The sequence below is a fragment of the Paenibacillus sp. FSL K6-1318 genome (assembly GCF_037976905.1).
Classification (GTDB): Bacteria; Bacillota; Bacilli; order Paenibacillales; family Paenibacillaceae; genus Paenibacillus; species Paenibacillus amylolyticus_A.
On the sequence record NZ_CP150270.1, the window covers coordinates 373,170 to 390,709 of the forward strand.

Annotated in this window: 14 protein-coding genes; 9 read left to right on the forward strand and 5 right to left on the reverse strand. The window is 48.4% G+C overall.

Annotated elements, in window-relative coordinates; all coding sequences use genetic code 11:
- The first annotated feature begins 64 nt into the window (after positions 1-64).
- Entirely contained in the window at positions 65-1,264 is a 1,200-nt protein-coding gene (locus NYE45_RS01815; protein ID WP_340015330.1) for a DUF2087 domain-containing protein, read from the forward strand.
- A gap of 258 nt (positions 1,265-1,522) precedes the next feature.
- Here NYE45_RS01815 and NYE45_RS01820 read toward each other — a convergent pair whose 3' ends face one another.
- Positions 1,523-3,523, reverse strand: a complete 2,001-nt coding sequence (locus NYE45_RS01820) for a methyl-accepting chemotaxis protein (protein ID WP_340015332.1) — start codon at positions 3,521-3,523, stop codon at positions 1,523-1,525.
- 404 nt (positions 3,524-3,927) lie between these two features.
- Between NYE45_RS01820 and NYE45_RS01825 the strand changes: the two genes are divergently transcribed.
- From NYE45_RS01825 to NYE45_RS01855, 7 genes are all read left to right on the forward strand, one after another.
- The gene (locus tag NYE45_RS01825; RefSeq protein WP_062837349.1) at positions 3,928-4,602 is read left to right on the forward strand and encodes an AzlC family ABC transporter permease; all 675 of its coding nucleotides are present in this window, start codon (positions 3,928-3,930) and stop codon (positions 4,600-4,602) included.
- Positions 4,593-4,922, forward strand: a complete 330-nt coding sequence (locus NYE45_RS01830; RefSeq protein ID WP_062837141.1) for an AzlD domain-containing protein — start codon at positions 4,593-4,595, stop codon at positions 4,920-4,922. The genes NYE45_RS01825 and NYE45_RS01830 overlap by 10 nt, the downstream gene beginning before the upstream one ends.
- A 110-nt stretch (positions 4,923-5,032) precedes the next feature.
- The gene (locus NYE45_RS01835; RefSeq protein ID WP_340017289.1) at positions 5,033-5,830 is read left to right on the forward strand and encodes an NAD(P)-dependent oxidoreductase; all 798 of its coding nucleotides are present in this window, start codon (positions 5,033-5,035) and stop codon (positions 5,828-5,830) included.
- 114 nt (positions 5,831-5,944) lie between these two features.
- A complete protein-coding gene (locus tag NYE45_RS01840; RefSeq protein ID WP_340015334.1) occupies positions 5,945-6,601 on the forward strand; it encodes an SGNH/GDSL hydrolase family protein in 657 nt (218 codons plus the stop codon).
- 245 nt (positions 6,602-6,846) lie between these two features.
- Entirely contained in the window at positions 6,847-8,772 is a 1,926-nt protein-coding gene (locus NYE45_RS01845; protein ID WP_340015335.1) for a heparinase II/III family protein, read from the forward strand.
- Positions 8,765-10,723, forward strand: a complete 1,959-nt coding sequence (locus NYE45_RS01850; RefSeq protein WP_340015336.1) for a glycosyl hydrolase — start codon at positions 8,765-8,767, stop codon at positions 10,721-10,723. Before NYE45_RS01845 ends, NYE45_RS01850 begins: the two co-directional genes overlap by 8 nt.
- A gap of 104 nt (positions 10,724-10,827) precedes the next feature.
- Complete coding sequence (locus NYE45_RS01855) at positions 10,828-11,964, forward strand: glycoside hydrolase family 88 protein (protein ID WP_340015337.1); 1,137 nt, start codon at positions 10,828-10,830, stop codon at positions 11,962-11,964.
- A 382-nt stretch (positions 11,965-12,346) separates the two neighbouring features.
- Here NYE45_RS01855 and NYE45_RS01860 read toward each other — a convergent pair whose 3' ends face one another.
- Positions 12,347-12,952: a methyltransferase domain-containing protein gene (locus NYE45_RS01860; RefSeq protein ID WP_340015338.1), complete on the reverse strand. Its 606-nt coding sequence runs from the start codon at positions 12,950-12,952 to the stop codon at positions 12,347-12,349.
- A 212-nt stretch (positions 12,953-13,164) separates the two neighbouring features.
- Between NYE45_RS01860 and NYE45_RS01865 the strand changes: the two genes are divergently transcribed.
- Complete coding sequence (locus tag NYE45_RS01865) at positions 13,165-15,537, forward strand: Ig-like domain-containing protein (RefSeq protein ID WP_340015339.1); 2,373 nt, start codon at positions 13,165-13,167, stop codon at positions 15,535-15,537.
- Between the two features lie 184 nt (positions 15,538-15,721).
- On the opposite strand, the gene NYE45_RS01870 is transcribed toward NYE45_RS01865, so the two are convergent.
- Genes NYE45_RS01870 through NYE45_RS01880 form a run of 3 tightly spaced genes read right to left on the reverse strand, consistent with a single transcriptional unit; the run spans position 15,722 to position 17,364 of the window.
- Positions 15,722-16,267, reverse strand: coding sequence for a chromate transporter (locus NYE45_RS01870; protein WP_017691072.1), 546 nt, complete (start codon positions 16,265-16,267; stop codon positions 15,722-15,724).
- A gap of 2 nt (positions 16,268-16,269) precedes the next feature.
- The gene (locus tag NYE45_RS01875) at positions 16,270-16,857 is read right to left on the reverse strand and encodes a chromate transporter (RefSeq protein ID WP_062837150.1); all 588 of its coding nucleotides are present in this window, start codon (positions 16,855-16,857) and stop codon (positions 16,270-16,272) included.
- A gap of 12 nt (positions 16,858-16,869) precedes the next feature.
- Positions 16,870-17,364, reverse strand: a complete 495-nt coding sequence (locus tag NYE45_RS01880; RefSeq protein ID WP_062837151.1) for an Lrp/AsnC family transcriptional regulator — start codon at positions 17,362-17,364, stop codon at positions 16,870-16,872.
- Between the last annotated feature and the right edge of the window lie 176 nt (positions 17,365-17,540).

A 17,540-nucleotide genomic window follows, 5' to 3' on the forward strand; every position in this document is an offset into this window, starting at 1 on the left:
AATAAAGATAAGTTGATGGATATACGATTAAAATGACCATATCAATAAAAAAAGGAGCTTTTACATGAAATCCTCGGAATCCTGGTTACAAACCGCTTCGTTGGAAGAGATCAAACGTGGTTATATGGAGGAAGGTCCCGCCTATATATGCGTCTGCTGCGGATACAGAACGGAAGCGGGGATTATTTACCCTGAAGAAGGGGTGCTCTATGAGGCTGCCCGCTATATGCGTGTTCATATCGAGAAAGCTCATGGATCGGTATTTGAGTATTTGCTGGAGTTGGATAAAAGCGTAACCGGATTGTCTGATGTGCAACGGGGCTTGCTGGCCCAATTCTATGAAGGCAAGAAGGATGCTGAAGTACAGAAGGCCCTTGGCATCGGGAGTGCTTCCACAATCCGGAATCATCGGTTTGTATTGAAGGAGAAGGAGAGGCAGGCCAAGATATTCCTGGCATTAATGGAGCTTCTCAAGAGTAAGGCTACCCAGGCTCCAGCTGAATGGGTATCGCCTGTGACAAGACATGGACATACGATCCATCGTGACTCATTTGATATTACAGAACAGGATCGGGAGAAGGTGCTGAACAAGTATTTTCCAGAGGGTACCGGTGGTCCACTAAAGACGTTTCATATGCAGCAAAAGCATAAATATATCGTGCTCACTGAGATAGCCAAACGATTCGATACAGAGCGCAAATATTCCGAGAAACAGGTCAATGACCTACTGAAGGAAGTCTATGAAGATTACGTGGAAATACGGAGGTATCTCATCGACTATGGCTTGCTGGAACGTGAGCCAGATGGCAGTCAGTATTGGCTTGAGAGCCGTACAGATCAACAGAGCGCCGAAGATAGCACACAGGGTCTTATAAAAGAAAAGGGGGAGCAGGAGAACATGAATCGTCGTAAAGAATTGCAGGAGCAGGCCAAGGAAGTTAAAACGGAAGCGGGCATCTACCAGATTCGGAATGAACGTAACGGCAAAGTTTATATCGACAGTACACTTAACTTAAAAACCATTAATGGACAACGGTTTATGCTACAGATGGGTAGCCATCTGAATCGAAGATTGCAAGCTGAATGGAATGAATATGGAGAGAATGCGTTTGTGATCGAGGTGTTGGAGACATTGAAGCAAGACGATAACCCGTATTACGATCCCAAAGATGCGTTGGCTAAATGTCTGAACCGCTGGTTTGAACAGTTAGAGCCTTATGGAGATCAAGGATATCACGGAGATAAAAAGCAATCTGCTGATTAAGTAGGACATTTTCCTCTCTAAAATACCTGACCTTTTATAAACTAAAGCCCCTTTGCCAATATGATGGCAAGGGGGCTTTGGGTGTTACAGACCACTAAACTTCGCCTGCAAGCTTTCTGAAAGAAAGCTACATCGGAAGCATACGCTATCCCCGGATTTTCCCCTTTGGAAAAGGGAGTCGAAAAATCTGGGGATAACAGCGATTGGAAGGTTATTCTGTCATCGTAGTGTTAATGTAAACAATCTTTAGTTTAACGATTACAGCTTGAATTGTTCCACCAGCTTCTGCAGCTTATGAGCCAGATGTGCGAGCGAGTCAGCAGAGGATGATATCTCCTGCATGGAAGCAACCTGCTCCTCCGTAGCTGCAGAGATGTTCTCTGTTCCATCCGCATTGGTTTCGGATATGGTGTGGATCTGATCAATGGACTGCACCACTTCGGCTGTACTTGCAGACATCTGTTGTGAGGCTGCTGCAATGTTCTCAAGCTGATGATTGACGACACCCACAGCCTGGCTAATCTGGGCAAAAGCTTCATCTGCAAACTGAACGGCGCGAATGCCGTTGCTTACATCCTGTTGCCCGATCTGTACATTGTGATTGGCCATTGAAATCTCCTGTTGAATCGCTCCGACCATCTCTACAATCTTCTGGCCGGACAGGCTGGATTGTTCAGCGAGCTTGCGGACTTCGCTGGCAACAACGGAGAAACCGCGTCCATGCTCACCTGCACGTGCTGCTTCAATCGAAGCATTCAGTGCAAGCAGATTGGTCTGTGCAGCGATGTCTGTAATAACAGATACCATCTCGCCAATGGATGTGGAATGCTGTTCAAGTCTTCCAGCAGTATCTGCCATACCTTGCACAAAGCGACTGACGGAATCCATCTCGGATACGGCCGTCTGCATGGTAGCATTTCCTTTATCCGCGAGTTCACTTGCTTGCATGGCAGCTTCAGATACTTGCTGAGTACTGTGCGTTACTTGCCCCACTCCTCCAGCCAGCTCATTCATCTGCTGTGCCGTATGCTTGAGGTTACTTGCTTGTTTCTCAAGTCCAGCTGCGGATTCTTCCGTGATCAAGGCAACTTGCTCTGTTGCTTTGGTTGTCTCCGATGAGTTGACTGCCAATTGTGTTGAAGAAGCAGTTAACTCGTCAGCCGTGTGTCGCACGTCCTGAATGACGGTTCGCAAGGATTCGCTCATTTTATTGAAGCTGGTACTCAGCTTGCCGAATTCATCCTGCCCCAATACAGCAACCTCGATGGTCAGATTACCACCACTAATTTCGTCAGATGCCTTCACCAAGCGGTTCAGCGGTTTGGTGATTGACTGCACAATCCAGAAAATGATGATGGAGCTTACAGCAATTGCAATCGCTACAACGACAAGCGTGGTATAGAGGATCGGCCGGACAGACGCTGTCACTTCACCACTGTCAATCACACCGACCACGGTCCAGCCCGTCGTTTCATTGGTGGCGAAAAAGGCATGTTCCTGGTTTCCGTTTAGTGTATAAGTCAGACTTCCGTTCTTCTGTGCAAAAATATCTTTATAGGGTTCCATGGTTCCTTCAGTTCCCGGTTTTTCGGTAGGATGTACAATGATTTTGTTGGCATTATCGATGATATAGACATAACCCTTCTCGCCAATCTTGGTGGAATTAACCGTCTTGGAGAGGGCTTCAAGCGACAGGCTGACAGAGACAACACCATGGCCATCCGCTGAGGTCTGGGCTACCGAAGCAACAACATTACCGGTATTGCTTGATATGTAGGGTGTAATTACGGTAGGGACATCTTTGTTCTGTGTAGCAGCCTGATACCACGGGCGTTCGCGCGGGTCGTATCCCTCTTTGTTCACTGCAGTTACAGGGGAGTTAATATACACACCCTGATCAGTACCGATGGAGGCGAGTTCTACGTCATCATGGGTTTCCTTATACGCGTCGAGCAAGGTACGGATGGTCTCTGTTTCGTCACCCTGGTTGGGTCCGACATTGCCTGCATCCAGCTGACTTGCCAGGAAATCAACATTTTTGCGTGTTGCACCAATGATCTGGTCAATGGTCTGGTTAAGTACGGTAACACTGCTGATTGCGTTCTCATACATTTTCTCTTCAACCTTGGCATCGGCTGTTTGGAACGAGATAATGCCCAGACTTATTGTTGGAATGAGTAGTACGATGGCAAATGACAAAATCAGTTTTTCTCTCATCTGCAGCGTTCTTTTGGCCCCTTGTTTACGAATCTTCTTCATACACATTCCCCCTCTGTGTAACCCATCCCTATGTCTGGTGGACAAGTCAATCTGGTAAAAGATAGTTCATTCCATCCTTTCCAGATGTTTCTGGTGCTATCGTATGACAAAATTCGAGTTTATTCAACATGATTTATGAGTTTTACGAAAATTTTTTCGGATTTATTAGGTATTTAGGATTACATCTGTTCTGTAAAAAGTAATCTGTCTCTCCCTTAGTGCACATCTTGTGGTATATTTCTGAATTAATGTGACATGAAAAATGAACCTGAATGGATATACATCGATATATATCGGTTTATGGAGACCAAAATTGGAGAGGGGTTGTACCGGAGTTGGACCAAAGTACATTACAGATATCTGGACAGGAGAACACAGAAGAGGTCCAGGATCAGGCTACATTCATGCAGGGGGTCAAAGATTGTATCCCAACGCTGCTTGGCTATTTGAGTATTGGCTTTGCTGCGGGTGTCATTGAAATGACAGCAGGTCTGAGTCTGGCGGAAACGGCTCTGCTTAGCCTGATTTTATATGCAGGATCGGCTCAGTTCATTGCAGCAGGCATGCTCGCATCGAATGGATCAGCAGTAGCCATCATGTTCACCATATTTTTCGTAAATCTACGTCATTTGCTACTCAGTGCAGCTGTATCACCTTATTTTCGTCATCTGACCCCGCTTAAAAATATGTGGATTGGTTCACTGCTTACGGATGAGTCTTTCGGTGTGGCGATGACGCGTGCCATTGGCAGAGAAAGGCTCAGTGAACGCTGGATGCACGGTCTGAATATTACCGCATACCTGAACTGGTTCGTGGCTAATATGGCGGGAGCATACTTTGGACGCTGGATCACCAACCCAGAACGACTGGGTCTGGATTATGCCCTGCCAGCGATGTTTATTGGACTGGTCGTACTCCAGTTGGTGCATCGTAAAAACAAAAAAATACACATTAATGTGGCTATTATCGCCGTTGTCTGTGTAATCTTCGCCAGCATGGCTTCACTTGGCAGCATGAGTGTCATTGTGGCTGCGGTCATTGCGGCAACGATGGGAGTGTTCATGGAACGATGGAAGTAAGATGGGATGTATTTTGGATTATTATGGGCTCGGCACTGTTAACATTTATTCCGCGTGTACTGCCACTGATGCTGTTCAGCAAGATACAGATTCCAATGTGGCTGTTGCGCTGGCTGGAGTATGTACCCGTAGCAGTCATGGCAGCGCTGATTGGTCAGGAACTGTTCATGTCGGACAACCAGTTGGTGCCAATTACGCACAATGCAGCTCTGTGGGCATCCCTGCCTACGATTGCAGTTGCTATCTGGACACGCAGTCTGCTCGGAACCGTATTGGTCGGTATTGTGGCTATGATGATTTTGCGATATTGGATCGGATAGTTGCTAGGTTGTATTGTAATATCCGGTAATTCTTTCGCCTGATCGGTTAATAATGTCTATTAAAGGACAGATAACCTATCTGAGCGAAGGGAGCTGGATTCATGAGTGAACTGAGGCGCAAGCTGTTAATTACGGGAGCTGCCGGAGTCATTGGTCGCAGTCTGCTGGAGGGGCTGAGAACCAAGGGTGCGTATGACATCGTTGCAGCGGATCTGCATGAAGATGAGGATGCTGGCATTGTAGCAATGGATGTGACAGACGGGGATCGCCTGAAAGAACTGATGAAGGGGGTCCACACCGTTCTGCACATTGCATGGGCCAAGGATGAGGAAGATTTTCTGGGCAAAGTTCTGCCGATCAACGTAACCGGAGCGTACCATGTATATGAAGCAGCACGGTTGAACCGTGTTCAGCGGGTGATCTTCGCAAGTTCCAACCATGCGACAGGCTTTTATCCTACGGGTGAGGATATTGAAGTAGATGATCCGTATAGACCGGACAGTTTCTATGGACTTAGCAAATGTTATATTGAACTGCTGGGACGTTATTACGTCGACAAATATGATATGTCCTCATTCAACATTCGGATTGGAAACTTCTCAGGTGATACATACCCGCACTCGGAACGCTCGGCTCACATCTGGATCTCGCCAAGAGACATGGTCCAGCTCGCCGAGTGTTGTATTGAGGCGGATTCGGATATGAAGTATTTGAATCTGTACGGGACTTCAGCGAATACAGATAACTATTATGATATTGGATACTTGGCGCAAAAGATTGGATACCGTCCACAGGATGATGCAGCCGAGCTATGGGAAGAGGCTAAGCTTAGGGGAGTACCGAATAAACAGGACGAGACAACCTATCAGGGCGGAGGCCATGTGGAAAAAGAACCAAAAGATTCATAGCTGGCGATATCCAATTATGAAAACGCTATTTTCAATTGTGGTCGAAAGGGATAAAATGGAGACTGAGGTGTTCAGTGTTTTCATTTTGCACAAGAGGAAGGAACGATTTCAATCATGAGTACAAGTCCATCCGTTATATTGTTTCAAGGAGACTCGATTACAGATGGGGGAAGATCACGCAATGATGATCCGAATCATTTTCTCGGCCACGGGTATGCGTATCTAATCTCCAGCAAACTGGGTATGGAACTGGCGGGCAAGCAAAAGACGTTCTATAACAGAGGCATCAGCGGGGATCGGGCATCCGATCTGTATGCACGCTGGAATGAGGATACGATTAGTCTGAAACCGGATCTGATTAGCATCCTCATTGGGGTTAATGATGCCTGGCGCACGATGAATGGTGAACCTAGCGGGATTACGGATCGTTTTGGACGAGCGTATCGCCATTTGCTCGAAGAAACACGGGAAGTGATGCCCGATACGGGACTGGTTTTGCTGGAGCCATTTATTCTGAAAACCGGAGCGACTGTGGAGAAATGGGAAGCCTGGGAAGAGTATATCGGTCAATATCAGAAACTGGCCCAAAGTCTTGCTGAAGAATTCGGAGCGGTGTGGGTGCCATTGCAGCAAACGTTCAATGATGCTCTGAAGCAGGCGGATGCAGCCTACTGGTTGTGGGATGGCGTACATCCAACTGCAGCAGGCCATGAGCTGATTGCACGCCAATGGTTGTCTGTTGTGCAAAAATCTCCACTTGCGATTGTGTAACCAAAACGGAGGACCTGACGAAGGTTCTTCGTTTTTTTAGTTTAGGAAGGAGAAGGATTTCAGGTTGTGGAAAGGGTTCAATGGATAATTCTTCAAAAATGCTATCATATCCGGTAAAATGAAATCGATTACATTATAATGTTTGTATGACAATCCATTAACGAAGAGTGGTGAATCCAGTGGTAGATTCCATTCACGAAGTCGAAAATGAAAACATAAACAAGCGTGGAAACGAGAACAAAGCAGTGAGTTCCCTAAGTGCCAGCAGACTTCGAGAGAAGTTATCCCGACCTGAATTGGCTACGCTATGCACGGACTTGAAGTCATATGGTGAACGCGCTTTGATTGAACCCATGCCTTCCTTAACGTTCCGTCTATATCGCCAGTTCAGTGATATGGGTGAGCGGAAAGCCTATGAAGAGGCTTATTTCGATCGGAGGGGCCGGTTGGCTGCTGTGGCGATGCTCGCTTTGGACACGATTAGGCCGGATGCACTGCAAGCGCTGGAAGAAATGTTGTGGGACGTGTGTGGTGAGTATACGTGGTGTTTGCCCGCGCATCTGGGTACAGGTGAAATCAACCAGGTCAATGGGAACATCGATCTGTTCGCCGCAGAGACGGTACATATGCTGGCCGAGATTGTGTCCATTCACGCCGAGCGGCTGGACCGCCTTGTCATAGAGCGGATCAGATCTGAAGCAGAGCGGCGAATTTTCACCCCGCTTTACCGGGAGCAACGGAAGTTCCACTGGCAGACAGCGGATCACAACTGGTCTGCTGTCTGTGGTGGGTGCTGTGGCATGGCCGCATTGTTGCTGCTCAAGGATGAGATTACACTACAGGAATCGATCTCCCATACGATCAGCTGTATGAACGCATTCCTGAGCGGTTATGGCGAGGATGGCGGCTGTGCCGAAGGCATTGGATATTGGGTATATGGATTTGGTTATTTCACCTATTATGCCGAGATGCTTCGTGAATATAGTGAGGGTGAACTAAATCTGCTGACGGGTTCAAAAATAGCAGCCATCGCAGCCTTCCCGCTGCGAGTTCATCTGTCGGGCGGCACATATGTGAATTATTCGGACAGTACCGAGCAGGAAGAGATCCCTTCCGGATTAATTTCCTTACTGGCATCCCGGATCGGGTTGCAGGTGGATCTGCCACTTCATATTCCACTGCTGACCGATGATCCCTGTCATCGCTGGGCACATCTGTTGCGCAACGTGATGTGGAGCGATCCGGCAGTGTATGGTGATGAAGGAGCCTTTGGACTGGCTGAACGTGGATTTATTTTTCAAAACCTGGGCTGGATGATTGCAAAAGGGGCGCTCGATTCTCCGGATACAAAACGTACGAACGGCGATCCCCTTCATGTGGCTATTTCCGTTAAAGGCGGACATAACGATGAACCTCACAACCATAATGATCTGGGGCAGTTCATTATCCATTGCGGTGGTGAGAATATTCTGTGTGATCCAGGAGCAGGGTTGTATACTCAAGCGTATTTTGCACCAGGCAGAGAGCAACTGTTCCACATCTCGTCATCCGGTCATAGCGTTCCGCTCATTGAAGGCCAAGAGCAAAGCTCGGGTCGGCAAGCGCAAGCCCATGTGTTAGAGACAAAGCTGGCAGAGGGTGGCGGTGAGCTGGATACTACTTTGGATCTGACATCCGCGTACTCTGGGGCTGCTTCTCTGGCTCGTTATACGCGCCAATTTCATTGGGGAATATCTCCTGACGGTAGCAAAGCTAGAGCAGAATTGCGTCTGATTGACCGTTTTCAATGGAAAAGCAGGATGGTGTCTCCGGCTGAATCCTACTCTTCGGTGGACGATTCAGATGCAGGATGTTCAAGCGTTGTAGAGCGATGGATGAGCAGAGTACAGCCTGAAGTGGTGAAGAGCGGTGACCTTCGCTGGCAAGGTACACATGGAACGGTCCATATGACGTATGATGCGAACCAGTGGCAATTCCTTACGGAGGCAATAGACACAGATGATCATGACAATGTTCCAGTCACATTCTATCGGACGTCACTATCATGGACAGGTGTGATTAATGAGACGGATGTTCGGATAGGGAGTCCTAATCCGCTTGAAACGGTATGTGAGGTACGCTTCATTATTGAACCGAAAATGGGAGAAACCGAGGTGAGCATGCGTGAGTAAATATACATCCGCGTCCACGTATCCATGGAAAGATGAACTCGAACGTTACCGTACATTGGCAGAACAAGCGGGTCCCGCTCCGGCAGACGGCTGGAATAGGGATCGAAAGCTGGCACTTGTTGAGAGTGTTGTTCGCGCTTACACACCTTATCAGGACAGCCAGGGTGCAATTATCGACCCGTTCTCGGGTGTGGAGAGGTATTATTCTACACCGGCCTATGCGATGGCTGCGGCAGTTCTGGTTGATGCAGGGCGTACAGATTTGCTTCAATCCGCAGCGGCAGCCCTGTCACAGAGCATTGATGCCGTGGTCAAAGGTAGCGCACCAGACAATCACCCCGATTTTTTTCCGGTGCTTGTGATGAGAGCTTATATGTTGTTGAAATCACATCTGCCTAAACAAGCGGAGATCTGGGCTGAAGCACTCAAGACGATCAGTCCTGAACAAGATTATGTATTTACGATGAGCAAGATGAACACTCCCAACCGCATGATCAACTGGAACGCCATTATGATCTCTGGTGAATACCTGCGATGGCGTGAACAGCTGGCAAGTGAGGATACGACGTGGATGGATCGTTATCTGGAAGCCTATCATGTGCCCCGATTTACGGCCCTTGGGTTATATCAGGATGGACCGCTGGACCGACCGAATTGTCCGTTTTCCTATGATATTGCCACCCGGTATCACCTTGGGGTGATGCTTGAAGCTGGTTACGAGGGAGCTACTGCCGATACGTTACGTGAGCAGCTGCGACATGGTGCGTTCAGCTCGCTACTGACGCTCTCACCGCTAGGTGAGATTCCACCGCGTGGTCGCAGCTCCCAGCACCAGTGGAACGAAGCAGCCGCGGCTTATGTATGCTCCACACATGCAAAACTAGCTTTGCAGGCGGGAGATCGGGTGATGGCGGGTGCTTTTGCACGTGCGGCTAATCGATGTTTTGCTGCTGTAGAGCGCTGGAAAATGGATGATGGGCGCCTGAAAATTGTACGCAATGAATACGCGCCAGAAGATCGCCACGGGTATGAGATCTATACCAATCATACCTGTTACAACCTGTGGACGGCAGCAGCGCTGGCCCACGCTTGTCTCAGTGATCCGGGAGAGGATGTGGGCGAAGTGTACCTTCCTTCCGAGGTGGGCAGCCGAGTTTTGCAGACGGATGGGTGGTTCGAAACCGTGATTGCTTCCATACCTGGTCAGCAGCTGGTATTACACACGGCGATGAATGATCCGTATACGATCCCTGGTTTGGTACGGATTCAACAGATGGGGTTACCTGGTCTGATTGGTCCGTCCGCCGCCAGCCATGTGCAGGCCGGATTCACGGAATTTGCCGAAGGGGAGGTCCGTCCGCTCAGCTACTGTCCTGCCTGGAAGACTCCAGATGGGGTATGGCACAGTCTTGCAGAGGGGATTCCATCCGGTGGTGCATATGATCGTGACGTTGGATTAGACCCTGCTCAGGGAGGTGGTTCCATTGTGTATGAGAAGGTGGACTATGATTCGTGGAACCAAGTGGAGCAGCATCTGGCGGAAAGAGCGGCAGAAGATGACGTGAATGCTTTGGAGAATGCTTTTGCCGTGACATGGGTTGGTCCATTCCCCGGAATTGAAACATTGCGTACCCATTATGTGCAACAGGCGGATGTGCTGACCATAACGTATGAATTCGATGGTGAGATTGCGGCGGCAGGTGCACTCATTCCGATGATGTTCCATGATGGTCGTGAACAGGCGGTGATTACTCAAACAGATCTTAGCGTACGAACGGAGTATCGAGGGGCCTATGTAGAATCTACAGCGCTGGATCAGGAAGCCATAATTCATCTGGAAGAGCAGGCTGTGGCTTCCCGTAATGGGTTGCTGAAGGAAGCACGAATTGAAGTGAACGGAGCACGTAGTCTGTCATTTACGATCCGATTGGGCGAGGTTAGTGATAATTAACTGATAGATATTGCAGTTACGGCATACGACGCTATAGATAAGTTGAGGATGAGCTGGAGCATCAAGCATAGATGTCTGGTATTGAATCGAGGAGGGATATGTTCATGAACACATCAACGTCGGTAAAATGGCTCGAGGAAGCGTGGCAACAGGGGGCTGCCAAAACGATTCGGAATGCAAAGCGGATCAAGGATACATTTCCACACATTGCCCCGCAGGGGACGTATGACCGGAATGATCCGGAATGGTGGACAGCAGGTTTCTGGCCTGGATTGTTATGGCTGGTCTATGGGGATGCTCCAGAAAGTGAAGCGGTCGCTCCGCTACATCGCATTGCCGAAAGCTGTGAGCGGCAACTGGAAGGTTGCCTGCGTGATCCCGAATCGGTCGATCACGATCTGGGGTTCATCTGGCTGCTTAGTGGCGTAGCCAACTACCGCCAGACGGGCAGCGAAGATGGACGGCGGCGTGGCATGCTTGCCGCCAACCTGCTCGCTGCCCGCTTCCACGTGCGCGGTGAGTTCATCCGCGCCTGGAACTTCAGCTCGTCAGCAATGGATACGCGCGGCGTAGCCATCATTGACAGCATGATGAACCTGCCGCTGCTCTACTGGGCATCCGAGCAGAGCGGCGATCCTCGCTTCCGCTGGCTGGCGGAAGCGCATGCGGACACCGTGGCGCGCGAATTCATCCGCGCTGACGGGTCCATCTGCCACGTGGTGGAGTTCGATCCACACACGGGGCAGAAGCTGCGAGAGCATGGCGGACAGGGCCATGCTCCAGGTTCTGCCTGGGCGCGGGGCACCGCCTGGGCGTTGCACGGGTTTGCGCTGTCTTTCCGTTATACGGGCGAAGCCCGATATCTGGAGTCAGCGGAGCGCGCGGCCGATTTCTTCCTCGCCATGCTTGGCGAAGAGATCGTGCCGGTGTGGGATTTCCGCGCACCTGCGGAGCATCAGGTGGCGTGGGACTCGTCCGCTGCGGCGATTGCCGCGAGCGGGTTGCTGGAGCTGGCGAAGCTGTCGCCACGTGGGGAAACCTATGCCGCTGCGGGAGAACGTATCGTCCGCGGCTTGCATGAGAACTATAGCTCCGGCGAGTCGGCAGCGGAAGAAGGTCTGATTATGCAGGGAACGGTGCATTACCCGGAAGGGCGAGGGTTGAATGTGCCGATTATATACGGCGATTATTTCTATATGGAAGCGCTGGCGAAGCTGCGCGGACGTGAGGGGTTATTTTAGAAGAAGAGATAAGAACTAGGCACAGGATGAACCGAAGGTGAGAACTGATCAGTAGGGTCGTGTTCGTGTTATTAGCCTGCGAGTTGTTCATTAGATTCAATCCATAAATCAGTTGTATATTCAGCAGTCATTAGCATCAGTAGTCAATCATCATCACCTGTCCGCGTGAGGTTGTGTCCAATACTAGGGAGGATATCTCTTCTATTGGAGGCGGAGCACAACTAAAGGTAATCTTGAAGTAGACGAGTCAAGCCAAGCGGACAGGTAGATGATGTACATAAGTGAAGGAAAACGAACGAATTTAACATATAAAATCTCACTCTTACGGTTCCCGCTGGGGAACAGATTTGCAATTGTTATGCTCTATTGAAAGGATCAGGTCTCACTTCGAAGGCGTACGTCTCAGGATAACAAAGTCGGCAGAAGATTGATCGGGATAGCGCTGCGGAATAATCTCATGAACTTTGAAATCAGGATAGTCGAAGAGATAATCGAACAGATTACGGTCCTGGATTGTATCGATCTCCGGGTTGCCGGCTTCTTTCAATCGCGTGTATAACACCACCCATGCTGTGGAAGAGTGCAGTACATCATAGAGGGTATTGCGAAAATCTGTTTCATCCGTAATGTGATATAACACATCCAAACAGACCGTCAGATCGGCTTGCAGGAAACCACGGTTAATCCACAGACCTGGTGTATACAGCATGAAACTTTTAGACGTATCCTTGGCAAACTGGGAAGCACAACGTTTTACCGAAGAGGCAGCGACATCAACGCCCAGGTAATCCTCATAGTTCATGTATTGCAACTGGTTGCCATCCCCACATCCAAACTCAATGACTCGATGAATACCCTCCCGCTGGATCAGTCCGTTCACGACCTCGGCTTTGAATTCGGCCAGTACCCCGTACGAACCCCTCCCAGAAGTCTCACCCGAACGATATGTTTGCTCCCAATACCCGATGTAATCAAAAGGCTGACGCATATGTTTCCCCCGATCCTGTGAAATGAAGTTCAAGACAATCACTATACATAGGTTATGCGCAATATTCGCAGGTATGAATTAGTTAGAAAATGAAGAAAGAATGAATTAATTTCCACAGAATTCCCTGAAAATTTCCTGAAAGTCTAAACATCTGGAAAGGACTTGCCGACATTAAACATAAGGAAAAAAATGATGATAATCGGGGGGAAATGATGTTAAAGCCAAGATTGACCAAGTACATGGTGATGATGCTGGTGTTGATGCTGAGTATTTCCAACGTAGGCTTGGCCGCTGCGGCAGACAAAGAACTGTCCAAAATTGTGGTTTCCAAGAATGAAATGTCGCTCGAAGTTGGTGATTCCAGTTCAGTTACGGTAACAGGGGTATATTCTGATAATACGTCGGCAAACGTAACGATCAGTTCATCCTGGAGTACCAGTGATACTTCGATAGCAACTGTATATAATGGCGCAATTACAGCCAAAAAGGAAGGTACAGCGACGATTACCGCAGCTTACCAGGGTCAAAGTCAAACCGTCCAAGTGAAAGTGACGAAGAAGGTCAAAGCCCTTTCGAAGAACGTGCAAAGTCTGGATTTGCGCACGGGAGATACGAAAGAAATTATTTTGACAGCAACTTATAGTGACAATGAAACTAATAATGCAGCGGCAAGTACCGCTGAATGGTCTACCAGTGATGAGAAGGTTGCTACCGTTGTGAATGGTAAAGTAACTGGACAAAGCGCAGGTACGGCAGTTATCACAGCCAAAGTTGGCAGCCAGAGCGTAACGGTCGATGTTAACGTTGAAGTGGTTAAACGTGTAGATGTAGACAAACAGCAGGTTAACCTGTTGTTGAACAAAAGTGAAAGTGTAAAAGTGACGGCTACTTATCCAGACGGTACAACCAAAGATGTAACGGATCTGGCGGAGTGGACATCCAGTAATGAGAAGGTTGCAGACGTTCTTAAAGGCGAAATTACAGGATACTCGGCAGGTTCTGCCAAGATCACAGCCAAATACGGTACGAAATCCGTATCCGTTGACGTGGATGTAGATCTGACCAGCAAACTGAGTGTGGTGAAACAAAGTATTTTCTTCCGTTTGAGCGATACAACCAAAACGGCTAATGTCGTTGTAACGGCTTCTTATCCAAACAGCAGCGATGTGAATGTAACAGATCAGGCAACATGGACATCGAGCAACGAGAAGGTTGCAACGGTATTCAAGGGACAGATTACAGCTATTAGCGCAGGTTCAACAACGATTAAAGCAACCTACAGTGGCAAAACCGTAGAAGTTGCTGTCGATGTAGATACGGCAAGGTATTTGGATATCAAAGATGTGACTGACAAGCTCGCCATGAGTGTTACAGGTGATAACAAGTCCAAGACATTGGTAGCCAATGCCGAATATATTGATGCGAGTACGGAGAATGTAACTTCCAAAGCAACATGGACTTCAAGCAATGCAGATGTTGTATATGTATCGAACGGCGATCTGATCGCGTACAAATCCGGTACGGCTACGATCACTGTAGCTTATGGCGGTAAAACGGTTAAATTTACAGTAAATGTAGACGTACCGGACAAGTATGAAATGGATAAGAAAAAAGCATCCGTAGCTGTTGGTGGAACGACTTCTGCCAAAGTACTGGCGTTGTATGGTGAAACATCCAAAGATGTATCCGAAGATGCAACCTGGAGCAGCAGCAGCGACAAAATCGCAGAAGTAGATAGCAAAGGGGTTATCACAGGTGTTGCTACAGGTAAGGTAACCATCACAGCGAAGATTGAAGGCAAAACGCTGACTCTGCCTGTTGAAGTAGGTATGGCTAGTGGACTGGAAGCAGATGTGAACTTCGTTGTTCTGTCCGCCAAAGAAACACAGACGATCCTTCTAACAGGTACGGATGAGGACGGCAATACCCTGGATGTTACATCCGAAGCAACTTGGAAATCCAGCAATGCACGTGTAGCTGACGTGAAAAAAGGCGTGATCACGGGTAACAGCAGTGGTAAAGCCAACATCACGGCAGAATACGGCGCCAAAAAAGTAACCATTCAGGTCGAAGTGGATGTCATCTCACGTATTGAAGCTTCCGAGCCGGCTCTGTCCCTGAAATCAGGCGATACTGCTGATCTGACGGTAACTGCGATCTTGAGCGACGGTAGCGAGCGTGATGTTACGGACAAAGCTGAATGGAAAACCAACAGCTACAAAGTAGCTCAAGTGACCAAAGGTAAAGTCAAAGCTACAGGTTCTGGTAAAGCCAAAATTACTGCAAAATACGGTAGCAAGTCTGTCACGATCGCTGTAGATGTGGATACACTGAAATATTTGCAGACGGATAAAGTAACGTTGACCATGAAACCTGGTGAAAAGGTAACTGTAGCGGCTACTGCAACGTATGCCGATGGCAGTGAAGCGAATGTATCCAAGCCGGCGCTCTGGAAATCTTCCCGTATTGCGACAGCATCGGTGAAAGATGGAATCATTCAGGCGAACGGTAAAGGTAAAGCGACGATTACGGTGACATTTGCAGGTGTGAAAACCAAAGTAACCGTAGTGGTTGAAGCGAAGTAACTTGGTTTTTCCAATGTGAGCGTGAAACGCGCAATATATTAAACGGTGATGCCCAGCTTAATAGCGGGTATCACCGTTTTTTTGTATATAACCTATTAAAAAAAGAAACGTCCAGAACCCCTGCATACACCCATTGCAGATGTATAACCAAGTGGTTCTATGACGTTCCCTGTATGTTCTATCACTACATCGTGTGAGACAGTACCAGCGCACCATAGGCAAATGCGATCACGATCAGAATGGCTGGGTGCAGCTTGGTCTTGGTCATGACCCAGAGCGAGATACCTGCAATGATCAACGTCTGCCAGATACCGATGGAATCGGTGGATAGCTGACCGAATTCCCATGTGAGCAGAATCATGAGCACAGCGATAACAGGCTGCACGAGTAAAGTCATACCTTTGACTTTCGGTGAAGTACGATGTTTGTTCAACAGACGAAGTAATATAATTAGTGCGGTCGCGGAAGGCACGATTGTGGCAAAACTTGCGATAAATGCCCCAAACCAGCCTGCCACGTGGTACCCGACAAATGCAGCAATTTTGGTTGCAATCGGACCGGGAAGGGCGTTACCAATCGCCAGCACATCACCGAATTGCTCGGTGGTCATCCATTGGTAATGGTTCACAATCTCTTCCTGCATTAGCGGAATGGACGCCGGGCCGCCCCCATATCCCAATATGTTTGCTACGAAAAATCCCCAAAATAATTCCCACCATGTCTGGAGCATCCTTAGGACACCCCCTTATCGGATTTGCCTTTGGATTTGAAGCGCTGGACCAGATCCAGATGGAAGACACCATATCCAAGGAAAACCGCGATCACAATCCCTGGATGGATATCCAGCAGCTGCAGCAGTACAAAGGCAATCACGCCGAAGAGGGCGGCAAAAGCTTTGCCGAGTCCCTTCCAGGCTTTCATGGCGAATTCATAAGCCATCATGCCCAGCATGACAAAAATGACTGGCCGCACGGCGGCTACCATGCCGGCAACCACTTTCGACTCGCGCAGCGCGTACATGGAACCGAGCAGAGCAATGATAGCAATGCTTGTCGGCAAAATATGAGCGAGTACGGACACAATTGCGCCCAGTACACCTTTGGTTTTATAACCGAGATAGGCGGCCATCTTGGTCGCGATGGGACCCGGCAGGGCGTTGGCGATAGCCAAAATCTCGCCGAACTCCTCATCACTGACCCATTTGTAACGCGTAACGGCTTCGTAACGGATCAACGGGATCACCGAAGGGCCGCCGCCATATCCGAGAATTCCGGTTCGTACCATTCCGATCACGAGACCGTTGTAATCTTTCCAACCCATGCTGATTTCCTCCTAGAGTCTCATGCCCATCCGGCTTTTATAACGTTTTAATAACAGCTGTGATTCCACTTTGACGATACCCGGCATCTTATAGAGCTTCTCCAGCAAGAACTGCTCCATCTCTTCCATATCCGCAAAAATACCGTGCATGTGCAGGGTACTCGGGCCTGTCATATGATAGAGGCTGGTGACAGCTGGCTCTTCGTCCAGTTTCTCTGCCACTTCATCCAGGAAGGGCGGTTCAACATCGACATTGAAAAAGGCCGAGACCTGAAGCCCAACTTTGCCAGGGTTGATCACAACGGTGAAGCGTTCGATGATTCCTTTTTCGGATAACGCATTAATGCGTGCTTGGACTGCTACACGTGACAACCCGATCTGTGTACCCAGATCCGTATAGGAAATCCGGCTGTTTTTGTGAAGCGCAGCGATGATTTTGCGATCCATCTCGTCGAGATTGTACATTTGCGGAATTTCTCCTCCCTTGGAGGAGCGTTTTTCTGACATGTTGACCATCCTTTTCTCTCGCTATATAAAATGAACAATGAAAATATATTAATCATACAATGTGTATGTGGCATTCATATTTTAATGACGAATCGTAACTCAAGTCAATCTATTTATCATGATTATTGAATTTAACCGATTTTGATCTTTCATTTTGTTATTTTGACCAATTGAAA

Bases quoted from the DNA above. Each gene is read 5' to 3' on its own strand.
- NYE45_RS01815 (WP_340015330.1), top strand. From the start codon at position 65: ATGAAATCCTCGGAATCCTGGTTACAAACCGCTTCGTTGGAAGAGATC.
- NYE45_RS01820 (WP_340015332.1), bottom strand. From the start codon at position 3,523: ATGAAGAAGATTCGTAAACAAGGGGCCAAAAGAACGCTGCAGATGAGA.
- NYE45_RS01825 (WP_062837349.1), top strand. From the start codon at position 3,928: ATGCAGGGGGTCAAAGATTGTATCCCAACGCTGCTTGGCTATTTGAGT.
- NYE45_RS01830 (WP_062837141.1), top strand. From the start codon at position 4,593: ATGGAAGTAAGATGGGATGTATTTTGGATTATTATGGGCTCGGCACTG.
- NYE45_RS01840 (WP_340015334.1), top strand. From the start codon at position 5,945: ATGAGTACAAGTCCATCCGTTATATTGTTTCAAGGAGACTCGATTACA.
- NYE45_RS01855 (WP_340015337.1), top strand. From the start codon at position 10,828: ATGAACACATCAACGTCGGTAAAATGGCTCGAGGAAGCGTGGCAACAG.
- NYE45_RS01860 (WP_340015338.1), bottom strand. From the start codon at position 12,952: ATGCGTCAGCCTTTTGATTACATCGGGTATTGGGAGCAAACATATCGT.
- NYE45_RS01865 (WP_340015339.1), top strand. From the start codon at position 13,165: ATGTTAAAGCCAAGATTGACCAAGTACATGGTGATGATGCTGGTGTTG.
- NYE45_RS01870 (WP_017691072.1), bottom strand. From the start codon at position 16,267: ATGCTCCAGACATGGTGGGAATTATTTTGGGGATTTTTCGTAGCAAAC.
- NYE45_RS01875 (WP_062837150.1), bottom strand. From the start codon at position 16,857: ATGGGTTGGAAAGATTACAACGGTCTCGTGATCGGAATGGTACGAACC.
- NYE45_RS01880 (WP_062837151.1), bottom strand. From the start codon at position 17,364: ATGTCAGAAAAACGCTCCTCCAAGGGAGGAGAAATTCCGCAAATGTAC.